The following is a 17669-nucleotide window of genomic DNA, read 5'->3' on the forward strand; positions in this document are numbered from 1 at the left end:
TGCGCTCCCGGTTGAACTGCGCCATCTGCTCGATCAGGTAGGCGTCCTGGAGCAGGATCGGCCCGCCCGGTCCGACGGTGAGCGAGTGCTCGTCGTACGCGCCTCTCAGCCGGGCGGGCGCCGCTCGGGACCGGGGCGGGCCGAGGCGAACGAGTCCCAGTCGGCGCGCCCGCCCGCCCCCAGCAGCCGCACATCGGCCCCCAGCTCGGCGGTGGACGTGCTGCGCAGCTCGCGCCGGGCGATCCGGGTGACCAGCGCGGGGAAGAGCGGGCGCAGCGGCTGGCACCAGCGCAGCCAGGGCGGCGCGTAGATCTGGTGGGCGCGGTGCGCGATGCCGCCTGCGAGCCAGTCGGCCACCCGCGCGGGCGGGTGGACCCGGCGGACGAAGCCCGGCTGGTGGCGGCGGAGCGCGCGCAGCACCGGGTGGTCCTCGATGCCGGCGACCATGTCGGTGCCGGTCCAGTGGAGGTACGCGATGCCCACGGTGACCCCGTCGGGCTCCACCTCGCCGCGCAGCGCCTGGGCGAAGGACTCCACCCCGGCCTTGGAGGCGCAGTAGGCGCTCATCATGGGCGCGGAGCCGAAGGCGGCGGTGGAGGCGATCTGCAGGAAGTAGCCGCCGGTGCGGGTGAGCTGGGGGAGGAAGGCCCGGGCGGTGTTGGCGGACCCGCCGAGGTTGACGTCCACGACCCGCTGCCACAGGTCGGGGTCGGTCGCGGCGAAGGGCCCACCGGTGGCGATCCCCGCGTTGGCCACCACCACCGAGGCCGGTCCGAGCCGCCGGGCCACCTCACCGGCCGCATGGTCGAGCGCGGCACGGTCGGTGACATCCGTCTCGACGCAGACACCCGGCGTGGGCAGCGAGGCCGCCACCCGGCAGAGCGTCCCGTACTCGCGCCCGACCAGCGCGACCCGCATCCCCGCCGCCGACAGCCGCCGGGTGAGCGCCTCACCGACACCGCGCGCCGCGCCCGTCACCACCGCGACCCGCCCGTACAACGGCCCCCCGCCCCCGCGAACGCCCGCTCCGGTGCTGTTCCGCCCCATCTTCGGCTCCTTCCGCGTCGGCTCCCGCCCACGACCTCGGACCTGACGAGGCCGGTACCTTGCGCCCCTCACGGCGACCACGCCCGAACGTCCCGGCGTCCCGGCACGCGGGTGCCCCGCCTCCGGCCCGCGGCGGCTGCCGCAGGGGAGAGCGGGGCACCCGGGCATGGCCCGCCGGTGCGGCCGAAGGGCTCAGAAGCCCTCGACCACGAAGCCGCCGTCATGGTCGTACCCGGCGGCCTCGGCCGTGGTCAGCCCGGCCGGTCCGCCGATGTTGGAGTACCGCCCCGCGAAGCCCTCGTTCGAGTAGCCACCGGCGGCGGACCGGTCCGGGCCGTCGTGCCGCTCGCACGCGAGGGCGGAAGAAGCCCCGGCGATCGACAGGCCCACCAGGGCGACCGTGGTGACGACAGCGTTGCGCACGCGCATCTCTACCTCCTTGACAGATGCCAGTGAAACGTGCATATCCATGCCCTCTCAGCACGCGACACGGCACCTCCCGCCCCGATATCCGTCGAATGGACGCGCGCCCTGGGCGCCCTTCCGCCCGCCTGCCGATCTGCTGGAGGCCCGCGTGGTCCGGGGTTCAGGAGGGGGGAGCGCCGGGGGGCCAGGTCCAGGAGAGGCTGTGGATCCCGGGGGGCGGGTCGCGCAGGATGACATGTGCCTGGGGAGAGGCGTCGACCGGGATGCGGCGGACTTTCCGGGGGGTGGCGCCGAGATCCCGGCGGCTGTGGACGGCGCAGTGCGCCGGAGTGGTCTCGGGGTGGAAGCGGACCTGGATCACGAGGTCGCGCAGCCGGTTTCTGATGACGCGTTCGTGACAGGTGACCGGTGCCGCGTCACGTCCTCCGATCAGCAGCTCGTACTCGATGATCGAGGTCTCGCCCCTGGCCAGTGACCTGCCGAAGGCGAACTCCACGACCAGGCAGTTGCGAGCCCGGTCCAGACGGGTGGCGCCGAGCCTTCCCGAGTGCACGGTGATGTCCCGCAGCGGGATCTGTCCGGCGTCGAGCTGGAAGATGCCGGTCAGACGGTCGGCCCCGTCACGTAGCGCTCGCAGGGCGTGGAACACGGTGACCCGGTGGACCCGGCCGTCGCGGTCGAGGTGGACGACATCCCGGATGCTGACCGGCCGGAGATGCTCGTTGAGGCGCTCGATCGAGGTGCCCAGGGCCTGCTCGGCGGAGGACCGCGTGCCGAGCAGGCGGCGCAGCGCCGAGGGATCGGCCGCCGGCAGGAGGCTCGCGCCGCGCGGGGGCGCGGGTCTGAGCACATCGGTCAGGGTCCCGGAGTCGAGTTCCAGGATGGACTCCAGCTCCTCCACGGCCCGGAGGGAGGCCGTCCGCTCCGGGCGGCGCTGCCCGCGCTGCCAGAGGCTGAGGGCCGCCGCGCTCAACGGGATGCCGCGACGGGCCAGGTGCGCCACCACCCGGCTGAGGGGAAGGCCGCGGCGGCTCAGCGCCGCCTTCAGTACGCGGGCGAACTCGTCCGGCTCGGTGATCGGCTGCTGCCGGGGCATCGGACCCCCTCCCTGCGTGCCACGCCGCCGGTGGATGGCACCCGCATGGTGGCACTCCCCAGGGCGCCCGGTCCAGGCTCCCCGGGGCCTGGAAGGCCGGAGCGGGGAAGGGGGGAAGCGTCCGGACGGGCGCTGCGGCCCGCGTCAACAGCTCTGTCCGCGGTTGTCAACACCCGCCCGCCGGACTGGGGTTGTGTGTGGCTGACGCTCCGGTCCAGTCTTGGTCCCACCGCGGTGCCGCACCATCCGCTCCGGTGACCGGGGCGGATCGGCCCCGGTGGCCCTTCCGTCAGCCGTCCGAGGTGCCATGCGGGCCTGGATTGTCATGTCCGCGTCAGAGTGAGCACCGCCGATGCCGCCCCCCTCCCCAAGGAGCACTCCCTTGCCCCTCACCCCTTCCCGCCGGAGCCTCGCCCTGGCCCTCTCCGCCGCCGCCACGATCGCCGGCGCGATGGCCCTGTCACCCGCACAGGCCGCCACCCCCGCCCCCGAACCCGCCGACGCGAGGGGGATCGACACCCTCGCCGCCGGCCTTCAGCGCGACCTCGGACGCGCCCGAAGCGCCGGTTCCTACCTGGAGAACGGCCGGCTGGTGATCACCGTCACCGACCGCGCCGCCGCCGCGGCGGTACGCGCCCGGGGTGCCGTGCCCGTACCGGTGGGCCGCAGCGGCGCCGAACTCGACCGGGCCGTCGCCGTGCTCGGCCGCGATGCCCGGATCGCCGGCACCGCCTGGGCCATCGACCCGGTGTCCAACCAGGTCGTCGTCTCCGCCGACGCCACCGTCACCGGCACCCGGATGGCGGCACTCACCCGCACCGCCCGCTCCCTGGGGGCCGCCGTACGCGTCGAGCGGATCCCGGGAGAGCTGAGCCCCACCGCCAGCGGGGGCGACGCCGTCTACTTCGGCTCCAGCCGCTGCTCGCTCGGCTTCAACGTCACGAAGGACTCCACGTACTACTTCCTCGACGCGGGCCACTGCGGCAACGCGGCCAAGACCTGGTACGCCGACAAGTCCAAGACCCGGGTGCTCGGGGACACGGTCAACTCCAGCTTCCCCGGCAACGACTTCGCCCTGGTGCGCTATCGGGGCGGCGACACCCCTCCGGGCGATGTCTCCACCGGGGGCGGCACCCACCAGGACATCGTCTCGGCCGGCGACCCCGTCGTCGGCCAGACCGTCACCCGCAGCGGCTCGACCTCCGGCGTGCGCACGGGGAAGGTCACCGCACTGAACGCCACCGCCAACTACGCCCAGGGCAGCGTCACCGGCCTGATCAAGACCAGTGTCTGCGCACAGAAGGGCGACAGCGGCGGACCGCTGTTCTCCGGCACCACCGCCTACGGCATCGCCTCCGGAAGCAACCTGTCCTGCGGCTCCGACAGCGTCTCCTACTACCAGCCCGTCACCGAAGCCCTCCAGCACTACGGAGTCGAGCTCTACTGACCCGCGGAGCCCCGACTCCCCTCGGCGCTCCGCGGTCCCGTCGTCCCGGCTGGTGGATCCTAGGCCGCCGGGGCGGCGGGCGCGTCCGCCGGTTCCCCGGGCGGGTCGCTGAGCTGTTCGCGGGCGTAGTTCCAGGCCACCGCGATCAGCGCGGCGACCGGGACCGCGAGGAGGCTGCCCACGACGCCGGCGAGACTGCCGCCGAGGGTGACCGCGAGCAGGACCACCGCCGCGTGGAGGCCGAGTCCGCGGCTCTGGATCATGGGCTGGAAGACGTTCCCTTCGAGCTGCTGCACCAGGACGATGATCGCCAGCACGATCAGCGCGTCGGTCAGGCCGTTGGACACCAGGGCGATCAGCACCGCGACGAAGCCGGCGAACAGGGCGCCCACGATCGGCACGAACGCGGAGACGAAGGTCAGCACGGCCAGCGGCAGCACCAGGGGCACGCCCACGATCCACAGGCCAAGACCGATGAAGACCGCGTCGAGCAGACCGACGAACGCCTGGGAGCGGACGAAGGAGCCCAGGGTGTTCCAGCCGCGCTCGGCCACCACCGGGAGGTGGACGGCGAGCCGGCCGGGGAGCTGACGGGTCAGCCACGGCAGGAAGCGGGGGCCGTCCTTGAGGAAGAAGAACATCAGGAAGAGCGCCAGCACGGTGGTGACGATGCCGTCGAACACGGTGCTCACCCCCGTGACGACGGTGGTGACCGCGCTGCCCGCGCTGTCCTGCAACCGGGCGATCCCGGAGTCCATGGCCTTGGTGATCTGGTCGTCGCCGATGTTCAGCGGCGGACCGGCGGCCCAGTCGCGTACGGTCTTCAGACCCTCGACCACGCCGTCGGCCAGCTCGGCGGACTCGGACCCCACCGGCACCACGATCAGCGCCAGGACGCCGGCCGCGACCAGGAGGAAGAGGACGGTCACCACCGACGCGGCCAGGGCGGGCGGCCAGCCGCGCCGCCGCAGGAAGCGGGCCGGCGGCCAGGTCAGGGTGGTGAGGAGCAGGCCCACCACGAGCGGCCAGACGATCGACCACATCCGCCCCAGCAGCCACACGGCAACGGCCGCGATCACCAGGACCAGCAGCAGGTCGAGGGAGACACGGGCCGAAGTGCGCAGCGCCGCGGCGGTTTTTCTGGAGCTCAGGGTGGCAGGCATGGCGTCACCCTATGGGGGCGCTGCTCACACCCCGGGGGACGGGGGGCGGTGCCCGCGCCTCGGCACCGCTTTCGGCGGGGCCGGGACGCGCCCCGGCCCGCCGCCGTCACTCCGGAGCGCGGCGCAGCCGGCGGGCGCGGAGCAGGAGAAGCATCTCGAAGCGGCGGTCCGGGTCGTCGAGCGCGTCGCCCCACAGCTCACGGACCTGGCGGAGCCGGGCGCGGGCGGTCTGCGGGTGGACGTCCAGCCGTTGGGCGACCTCGGGGGCGCCGCCGGTGGTCTCGATCCAGGCCAGCAGGGTGGCGGCGGTGCGATCGGCCTGCGCGGGGCTCATCGCGTCCAGCGGCGCGAGCCGGCGGGCCGCGGCCGCGTCGATCAGCTCCAGGGAGGGCAGGAGCAGCAACTCCTGGGTGTGGTCGGTGCAGTTGAGCACCCGGCCGGCGGGCAGGGCGCCGTTCTCCACCAGCCGTACCGCGGTCGCCGCCCAGCGCAGCGAGACCGCCGCCCGGGCGAGCGGCACCACCGGGCCGAGCGCCCCGGACCAGCCCGCGGCGGCCCGCTCCACCAGGTCCAGCCGCCCCGGGGTGTCCGGCTCGGGCACCACGACCCGGGGCTGCTCGGCGTCCATGTCGAGCAGGATCTCCTCGCCGACCGCCGGGGCGACGGCCTCCCGGGCGGGGCGCACCAGCAGCCCGACGCAGACCGTCTCCGGCAGCTCCCAGCCGACCCGGGCGGCGCGTTCGCCGAGCACCGCCGCCGGATCGGCGTGGTGGTCGGTGAGCAGCAGGTCGATCAGCTGCTTCTGCAACCGCAGCCGCTCCCCGGCGCGACGCGCGGCCGCCTCGGCATAGCCGCGTACCGACTGCTCCACCAGACCGTCCAGATACTCGAACCCGGACTCGGCCAGCTCGTACATGGCCGGGGCGGCGATCCCGACCTGCTGGCCGATGTCCGCGAACCGGCGCCAGGAGAGACGGACCCCGAGGCGGTAGACCGCCTGCAGGGAGTCCAGGCTGCGCCCCACCCGTACCTCCCCCCGGCCGAACTGCTGGAACATCGCCGGCGGCACCCGCGGGTTCTGCGCCCCGGCGGCGAGGTGCTGCACGAACCCCTCGATGGCGCGGCGGATGCCGACCAGCGCCAGCGGCTCACCGGTCTCGTCCTCCACCAGCCGCAGATGGGGGAAGTCCTGGCGGATCTCGCGCAGGATGGCGTGCGCCAGCTCGTCGGACTCGGCCAGCACCCGGTGGGCGAACTCGTCCACCTGCCGGGGCGGCACCTCGCTCCAGGCGCTGCGGCTGAGCGGCCGGTGCGTGGTCATCGGCCGGTGGGGGAGGTGTCGTAGCTGATCAGCGGGGTGTTGGGCTGCTCGGGAGGTGCGTCGAGCAGGGCCACCACGGCGAAGGCGGCGGCGACGGCGAGGGCCGCGGCGGCCACCACGGTGATCGCGACGGCGGTCAGGGTGCGCATGGGCGGGTCTCCTTGCAGGCGGCTCGTCCCACGAAGCGGCCGGCCCCCACCGGCGAATGGCCCAGTGTCACCAGCTCATTGACGCGGAGTCAAGGGCAGGCCTACGGTCGGGTCCGGAAACGACGGGCTGACCGGCCCGGGGTCCGTGCGCCTCCCACCGACAGCCTCGTCCAGGAGTTGCCCGGATGCGCCGCACCGCCTTGACCCTGCCCCTCGCCCTGCTGGGCGCCGGGGTGTTCCTCCTCGTCCTCGCCCCGCTGCTGGCCGGCCATGTGCTGCCGCACGCCAAGCGCACCCCCGTCGACACCGACACCACCACCGTCTTCACCGGCACCGGCAGCTACTTCGACACCTCGGCGCTGAAGACCGTGGACGACCGGCGCCTCACCATCACCCGCCAGGTACGCGGCGACGTCGCCGACAGCCTGCGCAGCGGGAACGCGGTCTGGGACGTGTCCACCTCGGTCGACGCCGACCACACCCTGCCCGCCACCGACGTACGGGACTCCCTCCAGTGGACGCTGGAGCGCTGGGTCACCGACCGCGCCACCAACGAGCCGGTGCACTGCTGCCAAGAGACCCCGGTCTTCGACGGCGAGGCCTATCTGAAGTTCCCCTTCGACGTGGAGGAACGCTCCTACCGCTGGTGGGACGGCACCCTGGGCGCGGCCGTCCGGCTCGGCTACGCGGGCCGGACGCGGATCCAGGGGTACGAGGGGCTGCGCTTCACCGGCAGCGTCGAGCCGACCCGCACCGGGGTGCGCCAGGTGCCCGGACGGCTGGTGGGGCGCCCCCGCACCCCGCAGGTGCTGGCCGAGGAGTGGTACGCCAACAGCCGTATCGAGCTGGTGGTGGACCGGGCCACCGGGCGCATCGTCTTCGCGGCCATCGGCCCGCGCAAGACCCTGCGGGCGCCCGGCGCGAAGAAGGACGCGGTGGTGCTGCTGGACAGCGACCGGCTGGCCTTCACCCCCGCCACCCAGCGCCACCAGGTGGCCCTGGCCTCGGCTGACAGCCGCCGGCTCGCGCTGCTGGGCAGCATGGTCCCGGTCGCGGCCGGGATCCTCGGCGCGCTCCTGGCCGCCGGCGGCACGGTGCTGCTGGTCCGCGCCGGACGGCGCCGACGGGCGGCCGAGACGGCGCCGGAACGTCTCACCTGACGGTCCCCATGCTCACCTGAGGACGAAAAACGGCGCCCACGCGACCGCCGAAGTTGTCATACCGGTGAGTAGCCGTGGCTGGAACCACCCCGGACACTGGCCGGACCACTGAGCACGCCCCCACCGGTCACCCGTCCCTGTTCCCGACCTCGCCCCGCCCGTACCCGCCCTCTGCCGCCGGCCCCCGGCACCCTCACCCGCACCCCGGCGGACCCACCGCCTCGCCACCGCCCCGGCCCCGTCGCGGCCCTCGGGCGGCGCCGCGCCCCGCCGCGCCCCGGCCGGCACCTCGCGGCACCCGACACGTTGGAGCACCGCATGCCCCGGCACGTCCCCTCCCCACGCACCGGCCCGCACCCCACCCGCACCCCCGGGCCGCGGTCCGGTACGTCGGCAGGCACCACCACCGAACCCGCGCCCGGCCCCCCGGCCGCTCTCCTCTCCGAACCCGCTGCCGGTGCCCTGGCCGGTCCACTGCCGTCCGGTCCCGCCCCCGGTCCGGCGGCCGAGTGGGCAGGCCGCCCGGCGACGGCAGGGCCGCGGCATATCGTCTTCCTCGCCCACCGCGATCTGTCCCATCCCTCGGCCGGCGGCTCGGAGTTGCTGGTGGACCAGCTGGCGCGCGGGCTGGTGGCGGAGGGGCACCAGGTGACGCTGCTCTGCGGCGGCCCGGCCGTGCACCGGTCCTACCGGGTGGTGTCCGCCGGGTCCGACCTCGGCCACTTCCTCGGCGCGCGCCGGGCCTTCGCCCGCCAGGTCGGCTCCTGCGACCTGCTGGTCGAGGTCTGCAACGGCATGCCGTACTTGGCCCCGCTCTGGCACGACGGGCCCACCCTCTGCCTGGTCAACCACGTCCACACCGACCTGTGGGGGATGCGCTTCCCCCGCCCGCTGGCCCGGGCCGGACGGCTGCTGGAGCACTGGGCGCTGGCCCGGGCGCACGCCGGGAACCTGCTGGTCGCCGTCTCCCCGTCGACCGCCGCCGCACTGCGCGGGATCGGGGTGCCGGGCGACCGGATCCGGCTGGTCCCCAACGGGGTCAGCGAGCCCCGGGTGACGGCCCCCCGTGCGGCCGAGCCGGTCTTCACCGCCCTCGGCCGGCTGGTCGACTACAAGCGGGTCGACATGCTGCTGCGGCTGTGGGAGCGGGTACGGCCGGTCACCGGCGGCCGCCTCGTCATCGCCGGGAACGGCCCCGAACGGGCCCGGCTGGAGCGGATGGCCGGCCCGGGCGTGGAGTTCACCGGCCATGTCACCGAGGAGGCCAAGCACAAGCTGCTGGGCGCCTCCTGGCTGCTGCTGCACCCGGCCGCGGTGGAGGGCTGGGGCCTGGTCGTCACCGAGGCGGCTACCCATGGCACTCCGACCCTCGCATTCGACGTCCCCGGACTGCGGGACTCGGTGGTGGACGGGGTGACCGGGCTGCTGGCGCGGGGCGAGTCCTCGTTCGCCGCGGCCTGGTGCGCGCTGGCCCTGGACCACGAACGGCGCCTCGCCATGGGCCGGGCCGCCGCCGAACACGCCGAGGCCTACCGCTGGCACGCCACGGTCCGCCGCTTCCGCGCCGTCGCGCTGGAGGCCGCCGGCGCCCCGCTGCCGGAGGCCGTGCCCATGCCCGTACGGGACGGGGCGCGGCTCGCCGAGGCGGCGCCGGTCCGGTCGGGCGGCGGTGCCCGCGCGTGAAGGACCCCTCGTTCCACCGCTCCCTCACCCTCTTCCGCGCCTTTCTGCGCGAGCAGCAGGATCCGGCGGCCGTCTACGACCTGCTGGCCCGGGACGCCGCCGATCAGGTCGAGCGGTATCTGCGGGTCGACGGCCGGACGGTCGTCGACATCGGCGGTGGACGCGGCCACTTCACCGCCGAGTTCCGCCGGCGCGGCGCGCACGGCTACCTCTTCGAACCGGACGCCGCCGAACTGGCCGCCGCCCCCGCCGGAGCGGCGGTACGGGCCGACGGCTATCTGCTGCCGCTCGCCGACGGCGCCGCCGACGTCTGCTTCTCCTCCAACGTCCTGGAGCATGTGGCCGACCCCGCCACCTTCCTCAGCGAGATGGTGCGGGTCACCAAGCCCGGCGGCATGGTCTACCTCTCCTTCACCAACTGGCTCTCCCCCTGGGGCGGCCACGAGTGGGCCCCTTGGCACTACCTCGGCGCCGAACGGGCCCGCCACCGCTACGAGCGGCGCACCGGACGCACCGCCAAGCACCGGCTCGGCGTCAACCTCTTCCCGGTCGGGGTCGGCCGGACCCTGCGCCAGGTCCGCGCCCGGACCGACGTACGGATCGTCACCGCCCGCTCGCGCTACTGGCCGCTGCTCCCCGAACTCGCGCCCCGGCTGCCGGTGGTGCGCGAGTTCGCCACCTGGAACCTCCTCCTCATCCTCCGGCGGTGCCCATGACCAGCACACTGCACATCCGTCCGCCCGCCGCGCCGCCCGGCCGCCCCGACCCCGGCCCCGCCCGGCCGTCCGGCCCGCGCCCGCGCTCCCGGCGCTGGCTGGCCGGCTTCTGGGCCGTGGTGTTCGCCGCCTTCCTGGCCGCCGCACCCGGGCGGATGACCTTCGACACCAAGCTCGGGGTGGTCACCGACCCCTGGGGCTTCCTCGCCGACCTCGGCACCCTCTGGCACGACCGGGCCGGCTTCGGCGGCATCGCCGACCAGTACATCGGCTACGCCATCCCGATGCTGCCCTTCCACGCCGCCGCCGACCTGGTCGGGCTGCCCGTCTGGCTCAGCCAGCGGCTCTGGCTCTCCCTGGTGGTGTCCGCCGCGTTCTGGGGTGCGCTGCGGCTGGCCGAACGCCTCGCGGTGGGCTCCGACCGCAGCCGGCTGCTCGCCGCCGCCGTCTACGCCCTGTGGCCCACGTACACCACGGTGGTCGGCTCCACCTCCGCCGCCGCGCTGCCCGGCGCCCTGCTGCCCTGGGTGCTGCTGCCGCTGACCGACCCCCGGCTCACGCCCAGGCTCGCCGCGGCCCGCTCCGCGCTGCTCATCCCGCTGATGGGCGGCGTCAACGCGGCCTCCACGCTGGCCTCCCTGCTGCCCGCCGGGCTCTATCTGCTCAGCCGCCCCGGCGGCCCGCGCAAACGGGCCCTCATCGCCTGGTGGACCCCGCTGGTCGTCGCCGCCACCGCCTGGTGGACCGTGCCGCTGCTGCTGCTCGGCGGATACGGCGAGAACTTCATGCCGTACGTGGAGACCGCCCACACCACCACCTCCACCATGTCCGCCACCGAACTGCTGCGCGGCGCCGGGAACTGGGTGGGCTACCTCGACTTCGGCGACCCCTGGCTGCCGGCCGGCTGGGCCGTCGCCACCTCGGTCCTGGTCATCGGCTGCTCCGCGCTCGCCGCCGCCCTGGGCCTGGCCGGACTCGCCCGCCGCGACCTGCCCGAACGGCGCTGGCTGGTGCTCACCGTGCTCACCGTCGCGTTGATCACCCTGGCCGGCTACGGCGGCGCCCTCGGCGCGCCGTTCCACGGCTCCGTACAGCAGTGGCTGGACGGGACCCTGGCCCCGTTCCGCAACATCTACAAGTTCCAGACCGGCCTCGCCCTCGCCCTGATCCTGGGTCTCGCCCACCTCACCGCCGGAGCCACCAGGACCCGTGTGCGCCGCCATCTGCCCGCGCTCGCCGCGCTGCTGGTGCTGCCCGGACTCTTCCTGCCCTACCTCGACGGCCGGGTGCTCCAGCCCGGCTCCTTCCGCCAACTGCCCGCCTACTGGGAGACCACCGCCGACTGGCTGGCGAAGAACGCGCCCAAGGACCGCGCCCTGGTGGTGCCCGCCACCGCGCACGGCATCTACACCTGGGGCTCGCCCATCGACCAGCCGCTGCACGCGCTGGCCCGCTCACCCTGGGCCCAGCGCGACTACGTGCCCTTCGGCACCCCCGGCAACCGGCGCGCCATGGACGCCGTCGAACAGGCCCTCACCTCCGGCGGCGAGGTCCCCGGACTCGCCAAATACCTCAACCGGGCCGGGCTGCGCCATGTCGTCGTCCGCAACGACCTCGACCCCGACCAGCTCGGCTACGTCCCCACCGCCACCGTCGTCCGCACCCTGGAGGCCTCCGGCTTCCGCCGGGTCGCCGGCTTCGGCCCGGTCACCACCGGTGGCCGGATCGCCGACGACACCCCCGTCCAGGTCGAGGCGCTCTACCCGCGCCGCCGTGCCGTGGAGGTCTACGCCCCGCCGGCCGCACTGCCCGCGCCCGGACCGGCCCGCCTCACCCCGGTCGCCGGCACCGCCGTGGTCAGCGGCGGCCCCGAGACCCTGCTCCCGCTCTCCGCCGGCGACACCCTCACCGGTCGGCCCGCGGTCCTCACCGGCGACGCCCACCCCGGCGTCGACAAGCCTCCGGTGTACGCCTCCGGGGACGGGATGCGGCGCGCCGACACCCGCTTCGGCCTGGTCAACTCCGGTACCTCGCACACCTACACCGCCGACGAGCGCAACCCCGCCGAGGCAGTCCAGGACCCCGGGGCCGCACCCCGGCAGATCCTCCCCATCCGCGGCGCCGGCCACCAGACCACCGCCGTACTGCGCGGAGCCGCCTCGGTCACCGCCTCCTCCGTCGGCAACTGGCTCTTCCACCTGCCCCAGTACGACCCGGTCGGCGCCTTCGACGGCAACCCGGACACCGGCTGGGCCGAAGGCTCACCCGCCAGCCCCGAAGGCGAATGGGTACGCGTCGAGTTCACCGGCCGCACCGCCGTCCCCGCCACCATCCGGCTCACCCCGCTGCCCGGCGGGGACGTCCGCGCCGCGCCCACCGTCGTCCGGGTGGAGACCGACCTCGGCCACCGCGACAGCCCGCTGCGCCCCGACGGCACCCCGCAGGACGTGCCCGCCCCACCCGGCCAGGCCGCCTGGCTGAAGGTCACCATCCTCGACTCCCAGCAGGGGCGGCCCGGACTCACCGGCGCCGGGTTCAGTGAGATCACCGTCCCCGGACTCCAGGTCAGCCGCGCCCTGGCGCTGCCCGCCGACACCCCCGACGAACCGGGCGACTCCGTCGTCTACACCCTCAACCGGGGCTCCGACCCGGGCGGGCTCTCCGCCGTCACCGCCGAGACCGGGCTGAACCGGCAGTTCGAGGCGGTCCGCGAGGGCGACTACACCGTGCGCGCCACCGCCCTTCCGGTGCCCGGCGACGCCCTGGACCAGCTGCTCTACCGGCTCACCGGACGGCAGCGGCAGATCACCGTCACCGCCGACTCCACCGCCCGGCTGGGCACCGCCCTCTCCCCGCGCAACCTCACCGACGGCGACCTCACCACCGCCTGGATCGCCGGGGAACGCCCGGTCCTGCGGCTGCGCTGGCCCGAGCGGACCTCGGTCGGCGAGATCGTCTTCGCCGCCGCCGGCGGGCTCTCCACCCGCCCCGAGCAGGTGCAGATCAGCTCCCCGGACGGCACCGCGATCGCCTCCGTGGACGAGAACGGGATGGCCCGCTTCGCCCCCATCAGCACCGACCGGATGGACATCACCATCTCCCGGCGCGCCCCGCTCACCCTGCACAACCCGGTCGCCGACGACCGGCTGCAACTCCCGGTCGGGCTCAGCGAGGTGTACATCCCGGCGCTGGAGAGGTTCCGCTCCCCGCAGCCCGACCCCGGCACCCGGTTCAGTCTGCCCTGCGGCCAGGGCCCGATCCTCTCGGTGGACGGGCGGTTCCTCGCCACCCGCGCCGAGGGCCGGGTCCGCGACCTCACCGAGCGCCGGCCGATCGCGGTCACCCCCTGCACCGAGGGCGGCACGGTCGCGCTGGACCGCCGCACCCACACCGTCCAGGCCGGGGACACCGGGCCGCTCGCCCTCACCTCGGTCACCCTGAGCACCGGAGACCCGGACCCCGAGGCCGCGGCCGGCGCCTCCCGCCCGCTGGGCGAGCTGACCGGCGACGCGGACCGCCGAACCGTCCGCGTCGGCGCGGGCACCGCCTCCTACCTCCAGCTCCATGAGAACGCCAACCGAGGCTGGCGGGCCACCCTCGACGGCAAGGAGCTGGAGCCGGTACGGCTGGACGGCTGGCAGCAGGGCTGGCTGGTGCCCGCCGGAACCGGTGGCACGGTCACCCTGGAGTACACCCCCGCCACCCTCTACCAGGCCGGGCTGATCGGCGCCGGGGTGCTGCTGCTCGCCCTGGCCGCGCTGGCCGTGGGCCGCCGCCGCCCGGCCGCCCCCGACCAGGCAGCCGGTCCGTCCACTGGCCGGTCCGTCGGCCTCACCGAGGCGCCGCCCGGCCCGGGGCTCCTGCTCGGCTGCCTGGTGCTGACCGCGGCGGCCGTGATCGTGGCAGGGCCGCTCGCCCTGCTGGTGCCGCTGCTGGCGGTGGTGGCCTGGCTGCGGCCCGGACTGCTGGCCCTGGTGGCGTTCGGGGCGATGACGGCGGCCGGAGTGGTGGCCGCGCTCGGCGCCGACGACGGTTTCGCCACCGACCGGGGCGCGTTCGGCAGCACGGCCCAACTGCTGGCCCTGTTCGCCCTCTTCGCCGCCCTGGTGACGGTCGGCCCGATCCGCCCGCGCGGGCTGCACCGGGCCGGTGAACCGGACGAGCGGCCCGACCGCGGTTTCCCCAGGGAGACGGGCGGCCCGGACCGGGAAACGGGCGGCCCGGGCCGGGAAACGGAGGAAACCCCGAAGGAAACGGCCGAGGAAACGACTAGGGAAACGAACCCGGAGTCGGTCAGGGAAACGAACGCGGAGACGGACACGGGCCGCGGGAAGCACCACCACCCGAGGAGTACGCCATGACCGCCACCCACCAGCAGCATTCCGCCCGGCCGGGTGGACCGCCGCGACGGCTGCCGTTCCCGGTGGTGGACGAGATCGCCCGGCACTGCGCCGACCCGGACGAGCCCGACACCGTCCATATCGAGATCCATCTGCCCGGGCGGCCCGACCCGGAGCGGCTGCGGGCCGCCGTCGCCACCGCCCTCACCCGCCATCCGCGCGCCCTGGTCCGCCAGCGGGCACCCCGTCCGCTCGCCCTGCGCTACGCCTGGGAGCTGACCGGCGCACCCGACACCGAGGTGGTCGCCTTCCCGCCCCGAGTGGCCGGGGCGCTGGCCGCCGCGCGCGGGCGGGCGCTGGCCGAACCGCCACCGCTCACCGCCTCCCCGCCACTGCGGCTCGATGTGGTCGAGGAACCCGAACGGCCCGGCTGCGTCCTGCTGTTCACCCTCCACCACGCGGCCATGGACGGACCGGCCTGCCTACGGATCGCGGCCACCGCCGCCGAGGTGTACGCGGGCGGGGCCCCGCCCTTCGCCGAGCCACCGACCCGGTCCGCACCGGGCGGCGGCGGTACGGGCCCGGCGGCCGGCACCCGGCCGGCCCGTACCCCCGGCCGCCCCGCCAGGGTGGCCACCGGGCACCCGGGACCGCCCGCCCCCGGCAACGGCATGCTGGTCTGCGAACTGCCGGTGCCCCGCCGGGCACCCGGCTCCGGCCATACCGTCAACGACCAGCTGCTGGTGGCGACCGCGCTCACCGTCGCCGACTGGAACCGGCGCCGGGGCGGGGACCAGGACCGGCCGGTGCGGATCACCATGCCGGTGGACGACCGCCCGCGCGGCCCGGGGATGCCGATCGGCAACGGCACCCGGCTGGTCGAGGTGGCCTACTCCGCGGCGGAGACCGCCCCGGGGACGGACCCGGCCGAGCTGCTCGGCCGCACCGCCGAACGCACCCGGCTGCTGAAGACGCTGCCCCGCCGCCCGCTCGGGCTGGGCGCCGCGCTGCTCACCGCCCCGGTCGCCCCGGTGGCCGTCCGGGCGCGCGCCACCCGGGCGCTGCGGCAGCTCGCCGCGCCCTGGACCTCCACCACCCTGCTCAGCAACATCGGCCGCGTCCCCTATCCACTGGACTTCGGCGACGCGGGCCGGGCCGAGCGGGTCTGGTTCTCCGCGCCCGCCCGGATGCCGCGCGGGCTCACCTTCACCACCGCCTCCACCGGCGGACGGCTCCATCTGGTGCTGCGCTGGTCCCGGGCCCTGCTCGGCGAGGAGGACGCCGAAGTGCTCCGCGAGCTGTTCACCCGCCATCTGGCCGCCACCGGCGCCCCGGCCCAGGGGGAGACACCATGACCGAGGCAACGACCGGGGCACCCCAGGCAACGACCGGGGCAACCGAGGAAACCGGAACCACCGACACCGCCGGGGCCCGGCCCGTTCTGCACGGCCTGCGGGACTTCTACGAGGACCCGGCCGTCCCCGTCGCCTCGGGCGACGCCCGCTCCCGCCGCCAGGCCGTACTGCTGGCCGCCGCGCTGGGCCCGCCCGCCGCCTACGGTCCGGACGGGGCGCTCGTCCTCGACATCGGCTGCGGCGACGGCACCGCCGCGGCCACCGCCGCACCCCTGCTCACCGGCCACCGGCTGGTCGGCGTCGACTGGTCGCAGGACGCGCTGCGCCGGGCCCGTACCCGGGTCGACCGGGTGGTGCGCGGCGAACTGGACGGCGGGGGGCTGCCGCTGGCGGACGGCTGCGCGGACGCGGTGCTGTTCAGCGAGGTCATCGAGCATCTGGTCGATCCGGACGCCGCTCTGGACGAGCTGCGCCGGGTGCTGCGGCCCGGCGGCCATCTGATGCTCTCCACCCCCAACCTGGCGGCCTGGTACAACCGGGCGCTGCTGCTGGCCGGGGTGCAGCCGGTGTTCTCCGAGGTGAGTCTGCGCGGGGTGCACGGCCGCCCGGGCCGGGAGGTGGTGGGCCATCTGCGCCTCTACACCGCCCGAGCCCTGCGCTCCTTCCTCCAGGCGTCCGGCTTCGCCGAGGTCCGGATCTCCGGTGCGCCCTTCCACGGGGTGCCGCGCGGGCTGCGGCTGGCCGACCGGGTGGCCTGCGCCGTCCCCTCGGCCGCGTCGATCCTGCTGGCGCACGCCCGGCGGCGGTAGCCGTGTGGTGGGGCGTGGCGGCCGCGCTGCTCGCCAACGCGCTGTACAGCGTGGGCTTCGTCCTGCAGAAGCGGGCGCTGGGCCGGCTGCCGGAGCTGTCCGCCGCCCGCCCGCTGCGTACCGTGCTCACCCTGGCGGCCAGCCCGGCCTGGCTGGCCGGGTCCCTCGCCCTGGCCGCCGGGTTCGCCGCCCAGCTGGCCGTCTACCGCACCCTGCCGATCGCCGCCGCCCAGGGCATCTTCGTCTCCGGCCTGGTGCTGCTCCTGCTGCTCTCCTCGGCGGTCCTCGGCGAACGGACCTCGGGGCGGGAGCGGCACGCCCTGCCGGCGGTGCTCGCCGCCCTGGTCATGGTCGTCGCCTCGCTCCGCGACGGGGACGGCGTCGGCCGCTCGGCGCCCTGGCCGACGGTGCTGCTGGTCTGCCTGCCCGCGCTCGCCGCCGGGATCTGGCTGTACGGAAGGGTGGACCAGCGGGCCCGCCGACCGCACCGGATGCCGACCAGCGGCATCGGCTACGGGGTGGCGGTGGGGCTGCTGTACGGCGTCAGCTCGCTCGCGGTCAAGGGTGCCTCCTCGCTCCCGTACGGCGACGGCCCGGTGGACGCCGCACTGGCCCTGGCGGCCTCCCCGTACCCGTATCTGCTGCTGTGCACGGCCGCCGCCGGGCTGGTGATGTCCCAGGCCGCGCTGCAACGGTGCCGGGCCTCGCTGATCGTGCCCGTCTGCACCACGGTCAGCTGCGTCTTCGCGGCCGTCCTCGGCACCTTCGCCTTCGGCGAGTCGCTGCCCGCGGAGCCCCTGCCGCTGGCGCTCAGGCTGGCCGGGACCGCTCTCGCGCTGGGCGTCCTGCTGACCCTGCCCCGCCATGACGTCCCGGCCCCGGCCGCGCCCCTCCGCCCGCACACCTGACATCAGCACCCGTGAGATCCGCCCCCGTGAGAGCCGCCCCCTGTGAAGG

At 75.3% G+C, this 17669-nt stretch carries 15 protein-coding genes; 8 read left to right on the forward strand and 7 right to left on the reverse strand.

The features are described from left to right. From ABZ945_RS15640 to ABZ945_RS15655, 4 genes are all read right to left on the reverse strand, one after another. On the reverse strand, positions 1 to 109 hold a 109-nt coding region (locus tag ABZ945_RS15640; protein ID WP_361269255.1), incomplete at its 3' end, for a catalase. Next, positions 106 to 1047 (reverse strand): SDR family oxidoreductase, encoded by a 942-nt coding sequence (locus tag ABZ945_RS15645; RefSeq protein WP_361268954.1) that lies wholly within the window; start codon positions 1045 to 1047, stop codon positions 106 to 108. The genes ABZ945_RS15645 and ABZ945_RS15640, both read right to left, overlap by 4 nt. 192 nt (positions 1048 to 1239) lie before the next feature. Next, positions 1240 to 1476 (reverse strand): hypothetical protein, encoded by a 237-nt coding sequence (locus tag ABZ945_RS15650; protein ID WP_361268957.1) that lies wholly within the window; start codon positions 1474 to 1476, stop codon positions 1240 to 1242. A gap of 157 nt (positions 1477 to 1633) precedes the next feature. Further along, complete coding sequence (locus ABZ945_RS15655) at positions 1634 to 2569, reverse strand: XRE family transcriptional regulator (RefSeq protein ID WP_361268959.1); 936 nt, start codon at positions 2567 to 2569, stop codon at positions 1634 to 1636. Positions 2570 to 2951: 382 nt separating this feature from the next. On the opposite strand from ABZ945_RS15655, the gene ABZ945_RS15660 reads away from it, so the two are divergent. Continuing rightward, a complete protein-coding gene (locus ABZ945_RS15660) occupies positions 2952 to 4016 on the forward strand; it encodes a S1 family peptidase (RefSeq protein ID WP_361268962.1) in 1065 nt (354 codons plus the stop codon). Between the two features lie 59 nt (positions 4017 to 4075). On the opposite strand, the gene ABZ945_RS15665 is transcribed toward ABZ945_RS15660, so the two are convergent. From ABZ945_RS15665 to ABZ945_RS15675, 3 genes are all read right to left on the reverse strand, one after another. Further along, positions 4076 to 5179 (reverse strand): AI-2E family transporter, encoded by a 1104-nt coding sequence (locus ABZ945_RS15665; protein ID WP_361268965.1) that lies wholly within the window; start codon positions 5177 to 5179, stop codon positions 4076 to 4078. Between the two features lie 106 nt (positions 5180 to 5285). Beyond that, on the reverse strand, positions 5286 to 6500 hold the full coding sequence (locus ABZ945_RS15670; protein WP_361268968.1) for a helix-turn-helix domain-containing protein: 1215 nt from the start codon (positions 6498 to 6500) through the stop codon (positions 5286 to 5288). Further along, positions 6497 to 6649, reverse strand: a complete 153-nt coding sequence (locus tag ABZ945_RS15675) for a hypothetical protein (RefSeq protein ID WP_248634001.1) — start codon at positions 6647 to 6649, stop codon at positions 6497 to 6499. The genes ABZ945_RS15670 and ABZ945_RS15675 overlap by 4 nt, the downstream gene beginning before the upstream one ends. Positions 6650 to 6834: 185 nt before the next feature. Between ABZ945_RS15675 and ABZ945_RS15680 the strand changes: the two genes are divergently transcribed. From ABZ945_RS15680 to ABZ945_RS15710, 7 genes are all read left to right on the forward strand, one after another. After that, positions 6835 to 7809, forward strand: coding sequence for a DUF3068 domain-containing protein (locus tag ABZ945_RS15680; RefSeq protein ID WP_361268970.1), 975 nt, complete (start codon positions 6835 to 6837; stop codon positions 7807 to 7809). A 318-nt stretch (positions 7810 to 8127) separates the two neighbouring features. Further along, the gene (locus tag ABZ945_RS15685; protein ID WP_361268973.1) at positions 8128 to 9492 is read left to right on the forward strand and encodes a glycosyltransferase family 4 protein; all 1365 of its coding nucleotides are present in this window, start codon (positions 8128 to 8130) and stop codon (positions 9490 to 9492) included. Beyond that, positions 9489 to 10208: a class I SAM-dependent methyltransferase gene (locus ABZ945_RS15690; protein ID WP_361268976.1), complete on the forward strand. Its 720-nt coding sequence runs from the start codon at positions 9489 to 9491 to the stop codon at positions 10206 to 10208. Before ABZ945_RS15685 ends, ABZ945_RS15690 begins: the two co-directional genes overlap by 4 nt. Further along, entirely contained in the window at positions 10205 to 14569 is a 4365-nt protein-coding gene (locus tag ABZ945_RS15695; RefSeq protein WP_361268978.1) for an alpha-(1->3)-arabinofuranosyltransferase family protein, read from the forward strand. The genes ABZ945_RS15690 and ABZ945_RS15695 overlap by 4 nt, the downstream gene beginning before the upstream one ends. Then, entirely contained in the window at positions 14566 to 15903 is a 1338-nt protein-coding gene (locus ABZ945_RS15700; RefSeq protein ID WP_361268981.1) for a condensation protein, read from the forward strand. Before ABZ945_RS15695 ends, ABZ945_RS15700 begins: the two co-directional genes overlap by 4 nt. Beyond that, positions 15900 to 16712, forward strand: coding sequence for a class I SAM-dependent methyltransferase (locus ABZ945_RS15705; protein ID WP_361268984.1), 813 nt, complete (start codon positions 15900 to 15902; stop codon positions 16710 to 16712). The genes ABZ945_RS15700 and ABZ945_RS15705 overlap by 4 nt, the downstream gene beginning before the upstream one ends. A gap of 2 nt (positions 16713 to 16714) precedes the next feature. Then, complete coding sequence (locus ABZ945_RS15710; RefSeq protein WP_361268986.1) at positions 16715 to 17620, forward strand: hypothetical protein; 906 nt, start codon at positions 16715 to 16717, stop codon at positions 17618 to 17620. Positions 17621 to 17669 lie beyond the last annotated feature (49 nt).

Source organism: Streptomyces sp. NPDC046887 (assembly GCF_040644755.1).
Classification (GTDB): Bacteria; Actinomycetota; Actinomycetes; order Streptomycetales; family Streptomycetaceae; genus Streptomyces; species Streptomyces lichenis.

Bases quoted from the DNA above. Each gene is read 5' to 3' on its own strand.
- ABZ945_RS15675 (WP_248634001.1), bottom strand. From the start codon at position 6,649: ATGCGCACCCTGACCGCCGTCGCGATCACCGTGGTGGCCGCCGCGGCC.
- ABZ945_RS15705 (WP_361268984.1), top strand. From the start codon at position 15,900: ATGACCGAGGCAACGACCGGGGCACCCCAGGCAACGACCGGGGCAACC.
- ABZ945_RS15665 (WP_361268965.1), bottom strand. From the start codon at position 5,179: ATGCCTGCCACCCTGAGCTCCAGAAAAACCGCCGCGGCGCTGCGCACT.
- ABZ945_RS15685 (WP_361268973.1), top strand. From the start codon at position 8,128: ATGCCCCGGCACGTCCCCTCCCCACGCACCGGCCCGCACCCCACCCGC.
- ABZ945_RS15650 (WP_361268957.1), bottom strand. From the start codon at position 1,476: ATGCGCGTGCGCAACGCTGTCGTCACCACGGTCGCCCTGGTGGGCCTG.
- ABZ945_RS15645 (WP_361268954.1), bottom strand. From the start codon at position 1,047: ATGGGGCGGAACAGCACCGGAGCGGGCGTTCGCGGGGGCGGGGGGCCG.
- ABZ945_RS15670 (WP_361268968.1), bottom strand. From the start codon at position 6,500: ATGACCACGCACCGGCCGCTCAGCCGCAGCGCCTGGAGCGAGGTGCCG.
- ABZ945_RS15680 (WP_361268970.1), top strand. From the start codon at position 6,835: ATGCGCCGCACCGCCTTGACCCTGCCCCTCGCCCTGCTGGGCGCCGGG.
- ABZ945_RS15695 (WP_361268978.1), top strand. From the start codon at position 10,205: ATGACCAGCACACTGCACATCCGTCCGCCCGCCGCGCCGCCCGGCCGC.
- ABZ945_RS15655 (WP_361268959.1), bottom strand. From the start codon at position 2,569: ATGCCCCGGCAGCAGCCGATCACCGAGCCGGACGAGTTCGCCCGCGTA.
- ABZ945_RS15700 (WP_361268981.1), top strand. From the start codon at position 14,566: ATGACCGCCACCCACCAGCAGCATTCCGCCCGGCCGGGTGGACCGCCG.